Origin of the sequence: Dokdonella sp., assembly GCF_017744955.1 — a bacterium.
GTDB lineage: Bacteria > Pseudomonadota > Gammaproteobacteria > Xanthomonadales > Rhodanobacteraceae > Dokdonella_A.
Genome location: NZ_JAGIAG010000002.1, coordinates 399,908 through 413,544, shown reverse-complemented (window position 1 = coordinate 413,544; position 13,637 = coordinate 399,908). Strand labels below are relative to the sequence as shown.

The following is a 13,637-nucleotide window of genomic DNA, read 5'->3' as shown; positions in this document are numbered from 1 at the left end:
AATTTTTCCGGCTTTCCTTCGTGCTCCGGTGTCCTTCGTGGTGAAATCCTACGACTCATCGACGCCTCTCCGGATGACGCAACGCATAGACCTCAACAGCGACATCGGCGAATCCTTCGGCGCCTGGAGCATGGGCGACGACGCCGGCGTGCTCGCCCACGTCACCTCGGCGAACATCGCCTGCGGCTTCCATGCGGGAGACCCGGACACGATGCGACGCACGGTCGACCTCGCCGCGCGCGCCGGCGTGGCGGTCGGCGCGCACGTGTCGCTGCCGGACCTGCAAGGCTTCGGCCGCCGCGAGATGAAGCTCGGCGCCGACGAGGCGTACGCGCTCACGCTGTACCAGATCGGCGCGCTGGCCGGCTTCGCGCACGCGGCCGGCGCGCGCCTGCGCCACGTCAAGCCGCACGGTGCGCTCTACAACATGGCCGCGCGCGATCCGGTGCTGGCGGACGCGATCGCCTCCGCGACGCGCGACTTCGATTCCGCCCTGATCCTGGTCGGCCTCGCCGCCAGCGAACTGCCGCGCGCCGGCGAGCGCGCCGGCCTGGCGGTCGCCCACGAAGCCTTCGCCGACCGCCGCTACCAGGCCGACGGCACGCTGACGCCGCGACGCGAAGCGGATGCCGTCATCGAGGACGTCGACGCCGCCGTGGCGCAGGCGCTGTCGATCGCGACGCGCGGAGAAGTCGCAACGCGCGACGGCGGCGTGCTCGAACTGCGCGCCGACACGATCTGCGTGCATGGCGATCGGCCCGGCGCCGGCGTCTTTGCGGCGCGCCTGCGCGCTGCGTTGATCGGAGCCGGCGTTACGCTTGCGCCACTCGTATCAAGAATCTGATCGAAGGAGCGGTTCTCGCAGAGACGCCAAGACGCAAAGGAAGGCGAGAAATGACGGAGAACGACATTGGAACGCAGGTCATTGATGCTGCGCTGGAGGTTCACCGGAAACTCGGACCTGGTTTGCTCGAATCCGTTTACGAAGTCGCTCTTGCGCACGAACTCGTTGCGCGCGGATTGAATGTGCAAAGGCAGGTCGGCATCCCGATACGGTACGGCGGCATCGCATTCGAAGAAGGTTTCAGGGCCGATATCATCGTCGAGCAACGCGTGATCGTGGAGATCAAATCGGCCGAAGCGGTGACGAATGCACACAAAAAACAGCTCCTGACTTACTTGCGCCTCACCGGCATGAAGCTTGGGTACCTACTGAATTTCGGCGCCGCCCTGATGAGAGACGGCATAACGCGAACCGTAAATGGGCTCGATGAAAGCAAATAGCTTCTTCTCTGCGACCTCTGCGGCTCTGCGAGAGCCGCTTCCTAGGAGGCCCTGGTGAACTACTGGCCCTTGCTCGGCGTCGCCGTCGTGGTGATCGGCTTCGTGCTGAAGCGCAATCCGGTTCTGGTCGTGGTCGTCGCCGGCGTGGTCAGCGGGCTCGCTGCCGGCATGGGCGTCGGCGACCTGCTCGCGCTGATCGGCAATTCCTTCGTCAGCAACCGCGCCCTGCTGCTGTTCGTGCTGACGCTGCCGGTGATCGGCCTGCTCGAGCACTACGGCCTGCGCGAGCGCGCACAGGCGTGGATCGCCGGCTTCCGCTCGATGACCCTGGCGCGGCTGTTGATCGCCTACCTCGGCCTGCGCCAGGTCCTGTCGATGTTCGGCCTGATCGACCTCGCCGGGCACGCGCAGACCGTGCGGCCGCTGCTCGCACCGATGAGCGAGGCCGCCGCCGACGGCGATCGTCCGCTGGATGCGCCGTCGCGCGAACGCGTACGCGCACTCGCCGCGGCCACCGACAACGTCGGGCGCTTCTTCGGCGAGGACGTGTTTCTCGCCTTCGGCGCGGTGCTGCTGATCCAGGGCTTCTACGAGCGGCAGGGCATCCATCTCGAACCGCTGGCGATCGCGTTGTGGGCGCTGCCGACCGCGATCGCGGCGTTCGTGATCCACGCGCTGCGCATCGTGTGGTTTCAACGTTCCCTGCGGGAGAGCGACGACGGAACGCCGCGAGCGAATTCCCCGGACGGCACGATCGCACCGCTCGACGAAGGCGCGGTTGGCCGCGGTGATCACGGACGATCGCAAGGATGATCTCCGTCGAACACATCTACTGGCTCGTCGGCGCATTCCTGCTGGTCGCAGCGATCATGAACGCGCGCGAGCGGCGCTGGTCGATGGCGGCGTTCTGGTTCGTGCTTTCCGGCGCGTTCCTGCTCGGTGACCTGGTGCAACTCGCCACCGCCGAGGGCGTACGCTGGCCGGCGCAGGCAATGGGGCTCGGCGTGATCGCGCTGGGACTGCTGGCCGCCAGCGGAACGATGCAGAGCAAGACGTCCAGCGAAGAGCAGCGCCGGGAATCCGCGCAGCGCCTCGGCAACCGCCTGTTCGCCCCGGCGCTGGCGATTCCGCTGGTCACGCTGGCGATCGTGCTCGGCGCGCCCTACTTGCGCTGGGGCAACGCGTCGCTGATCGACGGCGCGCACGTGACGCTGGCCTCGCTCGGCATCGCCTGCCTCGTCGCGCTGGCGTTCGCGCTGCGCACGACGCGGTCGACCGTGCCGCAATCCCTGGCGCAGGGCCGCCGCCTGCTCGACACGCTCGGCTGCGTCGCGCTGCTGCCGATGCTGCTAGCGACGCTCGGCAGCGTATTCGCCGCGACCGGCGTCGGCGACGCCATCGCGGATCTGGTCGAGATGCTGATTCCGATCGACTCGCGGCTCGCCTGCCTGACCGCGTTCGCGTTCGGCATGGTGCTGTTCACCGTCATCATGGGCAACGCGTTCGCCGCGTTCCCGGTCATGATGGCCGGCATCGGTCTGCCTCTGCTGGTGCTCAAGCACGGCGCCGAGCCGGCCGTGCTCGGCGCGATCGGCATGCTGACCGGCTATTGCGGCACGCTGCTGACACCGATGGCGGCGAACTTCAACATCGTGCCGGCCGTGCTGCTGGAACTGCCGGACCAGTACGGCGTGATCCGCGCACAAGTTCCGACCGCACTGCTCCTGCTCGCGGTGAACTTCGCCCTGCTGTGGTATCTGGCTTTCCGCTGAAGATTTTCCGAGGAAAACACATGCATCGAGGATCGTGTCTGTGCGGTGCGGTCAATTTCCGCATCGACGGCCCGCTGGGCGCTTCGGACGCGTGCCACTGTTCCATGTGCCGTCGGCAGTCCGGACATTTCTGGGCTTCCACCGACGTCCTGCGCAAGGATCTGAAGATCGTCGGCGCCGACCATCTCACCTGGTTCCAGTCGTCGGAAGCGGTGCGCCGCGGCTTCTGCTCGGTCTGCGGCTCAGCCCTGTTCTGGGATGCGCCGGCGCGGGAGAGGATCGCGGTCTCGATGGGATCGCTCGATTCCCCCACCGGAGCGCGCCTGGAGAAGCACATCTTCGTCGCCGACAAGGGCGACTACTACGACATCGGCGACGGCCTGCCGCAGAATCCGCGTTAGCGTCGCGCCGCGACGTTCCGCACACCCTCGCACGACGACCGCTCATGATCGACGAACCCGCCATCCTGCTCACCGGCTTCGAATCCTTCGGCGGCGAGCGCATCAATCCCTCGCGCGAGATCGTGCTCGCGCTCGACGGCGAGACGATCGGCGCGCACCGTGTCGTCGGCGCGATCCTGCCGGTCGCGTTCTCCCCGACGCACGTCTTGCTCGAAGCCCTGCTCGAGGAGCATCGGCCGCGCCTGGTGCTCGCGCTGGGGCAGGCCGGCGGACGCGGCGAGATCTCGCTCGAGCGCGTCGCGGTGAACCTGATCGACGCGCGCATCGCCGACAACGACGGTCTGCAGCCGATCGACGAGGCGATCGTCGAGGGCGCACCCGGCGCGTACTTTTCCACCTTGCCGCTGAAGGCGATGCGGGCGCGGCTGCACGATCTCGGCATCCCCGCGGCACTGTCGCTCTCCGCCGGCAGCTACGTCTGCAACCAGGTGTTCTTCGTGCTCGCCCATCTGCTGGCGACGCGCTGGCCCCAGGCGCGCGGCGGCTTCGTGCACGTGCCGTTGCTGCCGGAGCAGGCCGTCCATCATCCCGGCCAGCCGAGCATGGCGCTGGAAACGATGCTCGCCGGCGTGCGCGCGGCGCTCGAATGCGCGCTCGCCAACGGAAGCGACCTGCGCGTGGCCGGCGGCACGACGTGCTGAGGCGAGCCGAAAGGCCTCGTCATCGCGCTCACGCGCGGACGAGGAGCTCCCGCGGCGCTCAGCAGCCCTTGCCCGCCTCGCTCTCCGGCGTCACCTCGATGATGATCTCGCCGGTCGCCGCATACGGCAGTCGCGTCTTGAGCGCCTCGGTCTTGTAGTAGAAACCGTACTGCGTCGGCGCGCTGACCGCTTCGCGCAGCTCCGACTCGTAGGTCTTGCCGACCACGCTCGGCGTGGTCGCGAGCGCGAAGCGGCGCACCTGGTCGAGCGTCACGCAGGCGAGCAGGCGCGTGCGCCGGAACGGCCGGATGTCGAGGTTCAACGGCTTCGCTTCGATCGGCGCGCGCACCGTGCCGTCGTCGCCGAACACGTACAGCAGCGGCTTGAAGACGGCCTTGCCGCGCCCGTTCGGATTGGGCAGCGCGAGCACCTGCACGCGCACGGCGGCGTGATCGAGATGACGCGGCAGCTCGACCAGACGGTAGCGGCTCTCGCCTTTCGGGAAATCGCGCTCGGGCGCCTTGTCGTCGACGCGCACGCGCATCGGCTGTTCCGTCGGCAGCGCGATCGGGCCTTTCGCCGGCGCGTCGACGACGGCGGGCGTCGGATGGCCGGAGCCGAACAGACGCTCCTTCCATTCGGAATAGGTTTCGCCGAGGAAACGCAGCGGATTGGCAGCGGCCGCATCGGCCGCAACGACGGCCAACGCGACGGAAAGAAGTAGGCGGAAGCGGATCATCGGAAAATCGGAAAACGCAACGCGCCGCGTGGCGGCGCGTTCGGTAGCGGAGCCCGGCGGCGCCGGGTCCGGAGGAAGCAGTCGCGCCGACCGGCGCGACCGCGGATCAATGCTCCGGCGGCGCGGCGGCGGCCGGTTCGGCGGATGCCGCGGGAGCGGCTTCCGGCTTGTTCTCGATCGGCGGCGGCGCCGGCGTCGCGGCGGCGGCCGGCAGGTCGATCGACTTCAGTTCGCCGCCCTCCTGCTCGAACGCCTTCAGCTGCAGCGTGCGCGCGATCGAACCGATCGACTTGCGCTGCTCGTCGCTGCCGCCCTTCTTGAGCACGATGCCGGTCAGCTGCTCGCGATCCTTCAGGTCGCTGATGTAGCCGAACAGCTCCGCCTTGCCCATCGTCGAACCGTCGATCGAGTAGCGATCGCTCTTGACCGGCTGCACCATCGCATTGCCGTCGCGCACGTCCGAACGCGCGAACGCGCCGGCGGCCACGACCATACCCGTTGCCAGGACCAGACCGCGCATCAGATTCTTCATCGCCTTCGCTCCGTTCATTGCACGCCTTCGTTCGCTCGACGCCGGCCGACTCACTCGCCGCGCGCCTGCAGTTCGCTGATCACGCCGTCGCTTTCCTGCACGTACGCCTTGAAGTTCATCTGGCGGGCGATGCGCACCAGCGTCGCCTCGTGCTCCTTCTTGACCTTCTGCTTCTCGCCGCGCTTGAGCAGCACGGTCGTCAGCGGCAGCTTCTCTTCCTGCGTGCGGTGGCGGAACGCGCTTTCCAGGTCCTGCGGGGTCAGCGGCACGTCGTTGAGGTCGAACTGGTTGTCCTTCGCGGCCACCAGCGTCACGTCGAAACCGGCCGGAATGTTCTCCGCCTGCTTGACCACGCCGGACGACTTGCTGCCGCCGCCGAACCAGCTGCAGGCCGACATCGCGACGGCCACCGCCAGCAACACCGCCAGCTTCGCCGCACCGAGCACCGAGAAACTCCGCATCGCACCTGCTCCGCCAAAAATTCGGGAGGCAAAGCCTACCACCGCGGGGCGGAGCCGGTAAGCCGTCGTTGGCGCGCGTTCACGCATGCGGCAAGGTCACGCCGGTCTGGCCCATGTACTTGCCGCCGCGATCCTTGTAGCTGGTCTCGCACTCCTCGTCCGATTCGAGGAACAGCATCTGCGCGACGCCTTCGTTGGCGTAGATGCGCGCCGGCAGCGGCGTGGTGTTGGAGAACTCCAGGGTGACGTGGCCTTCCCATTCCGGCTCCAGCGGCGTCACGTTGACGATGATGCCGCAGCGCGCGTAGGTGCTCTTGCCGAGGCAGATCGTCAGCACCTTGCGCGGGATGCGGAAGTACTCGACCGTGCGCGCCAGCGCGAACGAATTGGGCGGGATGATGCAGACCGGCTGCTTCACGTCGACGAAGCTGCGCTCGTCGAAGCGCTTCGGATCGACGATGGTCGAGTTGATGTTGGTGAACACCTTGAACTCGTCCGCGCAGCGCACGTCGTAGCCGTAGCTCGAGGTGCCGTACGAGACCAGGCGGTCGCCGCCGTTGTGCTTGACCTGGCCCGGCTCGAACGGCTCGATCATGCCGTGCTGCTCGGCCATGCGGCGGATCCACTTGTCGCTCTTGATGCTCACGGATGCTCCGGTTCGCGCGAAGGCGCGGATTCTGGAAGGAAAGAGCGCGATTCTAGCGCGCCTGCGCGGACTGCCTCATTCGCTTTCACCTCTCCCGCCCGCGGGAGAGGTCGCGCCGCAGGCGCGGGTGAGGGGAAGCTGGAAACGCCGTCCCAAGCTTGCCCTCACCCCAGCCCTCTCCCGCAAGCGGGAGAGGGAGAAAGGTTCGCGCTCGCGGGCGACACCATCCGCTTTCACCTCTCCCGCTCGCGGGAGAGGTCGCGTCGCAGGCGCGGGTGAGGGGAAGCTGGAAACGCCGTCCCAAGCTTGCCCTCACCCCAGCCTTCTCCCGCAAGCGGGAGGGGGGAGAAAGCGCATGCCCGCAGGAAGAACGAACTGTCCGCGAGACACAACCCCTCAGAAGATCAGATGACGCACGACCTTCCAGTTGCCCGCCTCGTCCGCCTGCCACACCGTCAGGAAATAGCCGCTGTTCGCGCTCGGCTGGCCCGGCGTGCGCTCGATCGTGTAGTTGCCGTGGCCCCAGACGTAGACCAGGTTGCCGGAACTGGCGATGCCGTCGTCGACGATCTGACCGTCGATGATCGGCGGGCTGTGCTCGAACGCCTCGCGGTAGTAGCTCTCGATCGCGGCGCGGCCGGTGATCGCCTTGCCGCCGGCGGTGATCAAGGCGCCGGTCTCGGCGAACGGCGCCGCCAGCGTCCGCGCGTCGCGCGCGCGCATCGCGCCCGGCCAGTCGGTGTTGGCGGCGGCGATCGCCGGCTGCGCGGCGGCGATCAGCGCGGCATCCGAGCCGCCGGTCGGCTTGACGCCCGCGGCCGACGGCGCGGTCGCGCAGCCGGCGAGCAAGGTCGCCGCGAACAGGCCGCACGCGGCGGCGATACGTTGCAGGGTCGCCTTCATGAGTTCTGCACCACGATCTTCGGGAACTGGATCGCCTTGTTGCGCGCGCGCAGCGACAGCCGCGCGGCGGCGTTGCGCGCGATCTCGCGATAGCGCGCGGCGAGATCGGAATCGGGCATCGCCGCGACCGTCGGCGTGCCGCCGTCGGCCTGCTCGCGGATGCGAATGTCGAGCGGCAGGCTGCCGAGCAAGGGCACGCCGTATTGCTCCGCCATGCGCGCGCCGCCGCCGGTGCCGAAGATGGGCTCCTCGTGGCCGCAGTTCGTGCACACGTGGGTGGCCATGTTCTCGATGATGCCGAGCGTGGGCACGTTGACCTTCTCGAACATCTTCAAGGCCTTCCTCGCGTCGAGCAGGGCGATGTCCTGCGGCGTCGTCACGATCACCGCGCCGGACACCGGGATGCGCTGGCACAAGGTCAGCTGGATGTCGCCGGTGCCCGGCGGCAGGTCGATGATCAGATAGTCCAGGTCCGACCAGTTGGTCTCGCCGAGCATCTGCTGCAGCGCCTGCGTGGCCATCGGGCCGCGCCAGATCATCGCGGTGTCTTCCTCGATCATCAGGCCGATCGACATCGCCTGCACGCCGTGCGCGAGCTTCGGCTCGATGCGCTTGCCGTCCTTGGTGTCCGGCTTGCCGGTCAGGCCGAGCATGCGCACCTGGCTCGGGCCGTAGATGTCGGCGTCGAGCACGCCGACGCTGGCGCCCTCGGCCTTGAGCGCCAGCGCGAGGTTCGCCGCGACCGTCGACTTGCCGACGCCGCCCTTGCCGGAAGCGACCGCGATCACGTTCTTGACGCCGGGCAGCGGCGTCAGGCCCTGCTGCACCTCGTGCGCGTAGACGCGGCAGGACACGCTGACCGCGGCATGCGCGATCGACGGTTCGGCCGTCAGCGCGTGCTTGACCGCGTCGGCGAGCGCGGCCTGCGCGCCGAGCGCCGGATACGGCAGCAGGATGTCGACGGAAACGTCGTTGCCGGAGACGCCGACGCCACGCAACGCGCCGCTGGCGACCAGGTCGGCGCCGCTGTGCGGATCGACGACACCGGCGAGGATCTGGCGGACGCGGGTTTCGAGAGGATTGGTCATGCTCGGAAGGCGAAGGCTCGCAACAGGCGACGGGGAATCCGTCGATTATGCCAGCCGCTCCGCTGCGGCGCGCCTTGACGCCGACAGGGGCGCGACGGCACCTTGCCGTTTCCATCCGTGCCGGGAGGTTGCGTCATGCTGAAACCGCGCTTCATCGTTGCGCTCGCGCTGGGTCTCGCGTTCGGCGCGCCCGCCCTCGCCCAGGACCTGACGTCCCCCGCCGGCCAGTGGACCACGATCGACGACGAGACCGGCAAGCCGAAGTCGATCGTCGAGATCGACGTCGCCAACGACCAGTTGACCGGCAAGGTGGTCCAAGTGCTGTGGTCCGAACGCGGCCCGCACCCGGTGTGCGAGAAGTGCGACGGCGAGCGCAAGGACAAGCCGGTCGAAGGCATGACGATCATCTGGGACATGAAGAAGTCCGGCGACGGCTGGGAAGGCGGCACCATCCTCGACCCGAAGAGTGGCAAGACCTACGGCTGCAAGATCCACCTGATCGAAGGCGGCCAGAAGCTCGAAGTACGCGGGTTCAAGGGCATCTCCCTGCTCGGCCGCTCGCAGACCTGGGTGCGCAAGGCGGCGACGCCCTGAAGGTCGTCCGGATGACTGCATGACGTCATGCCCGCGAAACCGGGCATGCGTCGGGAACGGAAAAAGGGGATTCCGCGTTCGCGGGAATGACGCATCCGGTTCGACGGGTCGAATCCCTGGTCGAATGTCCATGGTCCGTCGCATGACGGATCACGGCACACAGGCGCCCCCGCTCTTGCCTCCGCCGCGGCCTCTCTCACAAGAGGGAAAGGTGATTGGCGCATCATCCCGTCGCGCGCATGCGTGAACGGAAGATGCTCTAGACTCGGCGGTCCCCTGCCTGTTTTTTCGCCCGCCATGCTGCGCTGGTTCGAATCGCTGATCGAGATTTTCGCGGACTCCTCGCGCGAGGTGCCGCCGCGCGGCGTGCTGGCGTTCTACCTGTTCCACCTGCGCCCGGTCTGGCGCGTGTTCGCCGGCGCCTGCGTGGCCGGTCTGCTGCTGGCGCTGGCCGAGGTGATGATGTTCGGCTACCTCGGCCAGCTGATCGACCTCGTCAACGCGGGCCGGCCCGAGAGCTTCTTCCGCGATCACGCCGGCACGCTGGCGTGGATGGTCTTCGTCGTGCTGGTCGCGCGGCCGCTGCTGCTGTGGCTGCACTGCCTGTTCATCAATCAGGCGGTCGCGCCGAGCCTGGACAACCGCGTGCGTTGGCTCAGCCATCGCCACGTCGTGCGGCAGAGCCTCTCCTTCTTCCAGAACGACTTCGCCGGGCGCATCGCCAACCGCGTCATGCACACCGGCGATTCGCTGCGCGAGTCGGCGGTGCAGATCGTCGACGCGATCTGGTACGTGCTGATCTACACCACCAGCGCGCTGGTGCTGTTCGCCGAGGCCGACCTCTGGCTGATCGCGCCGCTGGTGGTCTGGCTGTTCGTCTACGTCGGCATCCTGTGCTACTTCGTGCCGCGCACGAAGGCGCGCTCCTGGCGCGCCTCCGAGGCGCGCTCGAAGCTGATGGGTCGCCTGGTCGATGGCTACGGCAACATCCTCACGCTGAAGCTGTTCGCGCACAGCGAGCGCGAGGACGCCTACGTCGCCGAGGCGCTGCGCGAACAGGTCGCGGCGAGCCGCAGCATGACGCGGCAGGTCACCGGCATGGACGCCTCGATCTCGATCGTGAACGGCTTCATGATCGTCGGCACGGCGGCGCTGGCGACCTGGCTGTGGAGCCGCGGCTCGGTGACTGCCGGCGCGATCGCGCTCAGCACCGGCCTGACCATCCGCATCCACAACATGTCCGGCTGGATCATGTGGGTGGTCAACGGCATCTTCGAGAACATCGGCACGGTGCAGGACGGCATCGAGACGATCTCGCAGCCGCGCGACATCGTCGACGCGCCCGGCGCGCCCGATCTCGTCGTCGGCACCGGCGCGGTCGAGTTCCGCGACATCCACTTCCACTACGGCCAGAAGGGCGGCGTGATCTCGGGGCTGGACCTGTCGATCCGCGCCGGCGAGAAGATCGGCCTGGTCGGCCCGTCCGGCGCCGGCAAGTCGACCCTGGTCAACCTGCTGCTGCGCCTGCACGACCTCGAGGACGGCCGCATCGCGATCGACGGCCAGGACATCGCCGCGGTGACGCAGGAGAGCCTGCGCTGCCAGGTCGGCATGGTCACGCAGGACACCTCGCTGCTGCACCGCTCGATCCGCGACAACCTGCTCTACGGCCGCCCGGATGCGTCCGACGCCGCGCTCGCCGACGCGGTGCGCCGCGCGCGCGCCGACGAATTCATCCCGCAGCTCACCGACGGCGACGGTCGGCGCGGCTACGACGCGCACGTCGGCGAACGCGGCGTCAAGCTCAGCGGCGGCCAGCGCCAGCGCATCGCGATCGCGCGCGTGCTGCTGAAGGACGCACCGATCCTGGTGCTCGATGAGGCCACCTCGGCGCTGGATTCGGAAGCCGAGGCGGCGATCCAGGACAGCCTCGACGACCTGATGCAGGGCAAGACCGTGATCGCCATCGCGCACCGCCTGTCGACCATCGCGCGCATGGACCGGCTGGTGGTGATGGACAAGGGCCGCATCGTCGAATCGGGCACGCATGCCGAGCTGATCGCGCACGACGGCCTGTACGCGCGGCTGTGGGCACGCCAGACCGGCGGCTTCGTCGCTGCCGAGGCTGACGCAGAAGCGTAAGTCTGGTTTCTCGCAGAGACGCGGAGAACGCAGAGGAAAGAACGTGTTGTAGAGGTTGATCGACCTCTGCGCTCTCTGCGTCTCTGCGAGAGAAGCTTTTTCGCCATCCCGGCACCGCATGCGATGCGGATGTCGATGTACGAGAGAAGCTCTTCGTTAAGCCCCCCGACCTCATGCGATAATTCCGCTTTGCAGCAACGCAGCGGAACCCACGACGCATGAGCGCGCCGGCCCCAAAACAGATCCTGGTCACCCACGCCCTGCCGTACGCGAACGGCCCGCTGCACATCGGCCATCTGCTCGGCTACATCCAGACCGACGTGTGGGTGCGCGCCAGGCGCATGGCCGGCGACACCGTGCATTTCGTCGCCGCCGACGACGTGCACGGCACGCCGATCATGCTCGCCGCCGAGAAGGCCGGCCAGACGCCCGAGGAATTCATCGGCCAGGTCTACGACAGCCACGTGCGCGACTTCGCCGACTTCGGCATCGCCCACGACTACTACTACACGACGCACTCGCCCGAGAACCGCGAACTCGCCGAACTGATCTACGCGCGCCTGCGCGCCGGCGGCCACATCGCCGTGCGCTCGATCCGCCAGCTGTACGATCCCGTGCGCGAGATGTTCCTGCCCGACCGCTACGTCAAGGGCATCTGCCCGAACTGCGGCACGCCGGACCAGTACGGCGACAACTGCGAGAACTGCGGCGCGACCTATGCGCCGACCGACCTCAAGGAACCGCGCTCGGTGCTGTCCGGCGCGACGCCGGAACTACGCGACTCGGAGCACTACTTCTTCCAGGTCGGCGACTTCACCGCGCTGCTGCAGGACTGGCTCGCCGGCAAGCTGACCCACGGCGAAGCCGTCGTGCACCCGTCGGTCGCCGCCAAGCTGAAGGAATGGCTGGACGCGGAAGGCGGCGTGCGCGACTGGGACATCTCGCGCGACGCGCCCTACTTCGGCTTCCCGATCCCCGACGCGCCGGGCAAGTTCTTCTACGTCTGGCTCGACGCGCCGATCGGCTATCTCGCCAGCTTCAAGAAGTACTGCGCCAGCGACGCGGGCGCCAAGAACGGCCTGACGCCCGCCTCGTTCGACGCCTTCCTGCAGACCGGCGACGCCGGCTTCGATCCGAACGCCGAGATGCACCACTTCCTCGGCAAGGACATCGTCAACTTCCACGGCCTGTTCTGGCCGGCGATGCTGAAGGGCGCCGCCCTGCGCACGCCGACCGCGCTGCACGTGAACGGCTATCTCACCGTCAACGGCGAGAAGATGTCGAAGTCGCGCGGAACCTTCGTGATGGCGCGCACCTATCTCGACGCCGGGCTCGAGCCCGATTGGCTGCGCTACTACTTCGCGACGATGCTGACCGCCGCACCGGTCGACCTCGACCTCGACCTGAAGGCGTTCGAGGATCGGGTGAACTCGCACCTGGTCGGCAAGTGGGTGAACATCGCCAGCCGCTGCGCCGGCTTCGTGCACAAGTTCTTCGGCGGACGCCTCGCCGCGGCGATGCCGGAACGCGAGCGTGCGCTGTACGACAGCGCCGCCGCCAAGCTCGCCGGCTGCGCCGGGCTGTACGACGCCTGCGATTACGCAGGCGCGATGCGCCGCATCGTCGAAGTCGCCGACGAGGCGAACGCCTACGTCGCCGAGAAGGCGCCGTGGCAGCTCGCCAAGGACGAACGCAGGCGCGAGGAACTGCACCTGGTCTGCACGCTGGCGCTGAACTACTTCCGCCTGCTGTCGATCTGGCTGAGCCCGGTCGTGCCGGACATCGCCCGCCGCGCGCGCGCGCTGCTGCGCGAGGACTGGACGCGCTTCGCCGCCGCCGACGCGCCGGCGCTCGGCATCCCGCTCGACGAATTCACCGCCCTGACCACGCGCATCGACGCGAAGAAGATCGACGCCATGATCGAAGCCTCCAAGGAATCGCTGCAACCCGCCGCCGCATCCGTCCCCGCAACCGGTACGGCCGATGCGAAGAAGGCGCCGGCTTCCTCCAATCCCCAATCCCCAATCCCCAATCCCGGCCTCATCTCTATCGACGACTTCGCCAAGCTCGACCTGCGCGTCGGCAAGGTGCTCGCCTGCGAATTCGTCGAGGGGTCGGATAAGCTGCTGCGCTTCGAGCTCGACGCGGGCGACCTGGGCACGCGCCAGATCTTCTCCGGCATCCGCGCCGCCTACGGCGAGCCTTCGAAGCTGGTCGGCCGCAACGTCGTGTTCATCGCCAACCTTGCCCCGCGCAAGATGCGCTTCGGCACCTCCGAAGGCATGATCCTGTCGGCCGGCAGCGGCGGCAGCGACCTGTTCCTGCTCGACGCGGACGCAGGCGCCGTGCCCGGCGCCGCGGTGAAGTAGCGGGG

The 13,637-nt window shown here is 68.1% G+C and carries 15 protein-coding genes; 9 read left to right on the top strand and 6 right to left on the bottom strand.

Going from position 1 to position 13,637, the window contains the following annotated elements:
* Positions 1–73: 73 nt before the first annotated feature.
* The 6 genes from J7520_RS06895 to pcp are packed head-to-tail and all read left to right on the top strand — an operon-like array spanning position 74 to position 4,158.
* A complete protein-coding gene (locus J7520_RS06895) occupies positions 74–844 on the top strand; it encodes a 5-oxoprolinase subunit PxpA (RefSeq protein ID WP_291185800.1) in 771 nt (256 codons plus the stop codon).
* 50 nt (positions 845–894) lie between these two features.
* On the top strand, positions 895–1,284 hold the full coding sequence (locus J7520_RS06890; RefSeq protein ID WP_291185798.1) for a GxxExxY protein: 390 nt from the start codon (positions 895–897) through the stop codon (positions 1,282–1,284).
* A 54-nt stretch (positions 1,285–1,338) separates the two neighbouring features.
* Positions 1,339–2,097: a DUF969 domain-containing protein gene (locus J7520_RS06885; RefSeq protein ID WP_291185796.1), complete on the top strand. Its 759-nt coding sequence runs from the start codon at positions 1,339–1,341 to the stop codon at positions 2,095–2,097.
* Positions 2,094–3,056: a DUF979 domain-containing protein gene (locus J7520_RS06880; RefSeq protein ID WP_291185794.1), complete on the top strand. Its 963-nt coding sequence runs from the start codon at positions 2,094–2,096 to the stop codon at positions 3,054–3,056. Before J7520_RS06885 ends, J7520_RS06880 begins: the two co-directional genes overlap by 4 nt.
* A 20-nt stretch (positions 3,057–3,076) precedes the next feature.
* Positions 3,077–3,457, top strand: a complete 381-nt coding sequence (locus J7520_RS06875) for a GFA family protein (RefSeq protein WP_291185791.1) — start codon at positions 3,077–3,079, stop codon at positions 3,455–3,457.
* A 44-nt stretch (positions 3,458–3,501) separates the two neighbouring features.
* A complete protein-coding gene (gene pcp / locus J7520_RS06870) occupies positions 3,502–4,158 on the top strand; it encodes a pyroglutamyl-peptidase I (protein WP_291185788.1) in 657 nt (218 codons plus the stop codon).
* Between the two features lie 58 nt (positions 4,159–4,216).
* Here the strand turns inward: pcp and J7520_RS06865 are convergent, their stop codons facing one another.
* The 6 genes from J7520_RS06865 to apbC all read right to left on the bottom strand — a co-directional run bounded on the left by J7520_RS06865 (position 4,217) and on the right by apbC (position 8,527).
* On the bottom strand, positions 4,217–4,897 hold the full coding sequence (locus tag J7520_RS06865; protein ID WP_291185786.1) for a hypothetical protein: 681 nt from the start codon (positions 4,895–4,897) through the stop codon (positions 4,217–4,219).
* 106 nt (positions 4,898–5,003) lie between these two features.
* The gene (locus J7520_RS06860; RefSeq protein WP_291185784.1) at positions 5,004–5,447 is read right to left on the bottom strand and encodes a hypothetical protein; all 444 of its coding nucleotides are present in this window, start codon (positions 5,445–5,447) and stop codon (positions 5,004–5,006) included.
* A 32-nt stretch (positions 5,448–5,479) separates the two neighbouring features.
* Entirely contained in the window at positions 5,480–5,890 is a 411-nt protein-coding gene (locus tag J7520_RS06855; protein WP_291185781.1) for a hypothetical protein, read from the bottom strand.
* A 79-nt stretch (positions 5,891–5,969) separates the two neighbouring features.
* The gene (dcd, locus tag J7520_RS06850) at positions 5,970–6,536 is read right to left on the bottom strand and encodes a dCTP deaminase (RefSeq protein ID WP_291185778.1); all 567 of its coding nucleotides are present in this window, start codon (positions 6,534–6,536) and stop codon (positions 5,970–5,972) included.
* Positions 6,537–6,932: 396 nt separating this feature from the next.
* Positions 6,933–7,439, bottom strand: coding sequence for an SgcJ/EcaC family oxidoreductase (locus tag J7520_RS06845; RefSeq protein ID WP_291185776.1), 507 nt, complete (start codon positions 7,437–7,439; stop codon positions 6,933–6,935).
* The gene (apbC, locus tag J7520_RS06840) at positions 7,436–8,527 is read right to left on the bottom strand and encodes an iron-sulfur cluster carrier protein ApbC (protein ID WP_291185774.1); all 1,092 of its coding nucleotides are present in this window, start codon (positions 8,525–8,527) and stop codon (positions 7,436–7,438) included. The genes J7520_RS06845 and apbC overlap by 4 nt, the downstream gene beginning before the upstream one ends.
* 135 nt (positions 8,528–8,662) lie before the next feature.
* Between apbC and J7520_RS06835 the strand changes: the two genes are divergently transcribed.
* The 3 genes from J7520_RS06835 to metG all read left to right on the top strand — a co-directional run bounded on the left by J7520_RS06835 (position 8,663) and on the right by metG (position 13,632).
* Positions 8,663–9,121, top strand: coding sequence for a DUF2147 domain-containing protein (locus J7520_RS06835; RefSeq protein ID WP_291185772.1), 459 nt, complete (start codon positions 8,663–8,665; stop codon positions 9,119–9,121).
* 297 nt (positions 9,122–9,418) lie between these two features.
* Positions 9,419–11,263 carry an ABC transporter ATP-binding protein gene (locus J7520_RS06830; RefSeq protein ID WP_291185770.1) on the top strand — a complete coding sequence of 615 codons (1,845 nt, stop codon included), beginning with the start codon at positions 9,419–9,421 and terminating at the stop codon, positions 11,261–11,263.
* A 218-nt stretch (positions 11,264–11,481) separates the two neighbouring features.
* The gene (gene metG / locus J7520_RS06825; protein WP_291185767.1) at positions 11,482–13,632 is read left to right on the top strand and encodes a methionine--tRNA ligase; all 2,151 of its coding nucleotides are present in this window, start codon (positions 11,482–11,484) and stop codon (positions 13,630–13,632) included.
* Positions 13,633–13,637 lie beyond the last annotated feature (5 nt).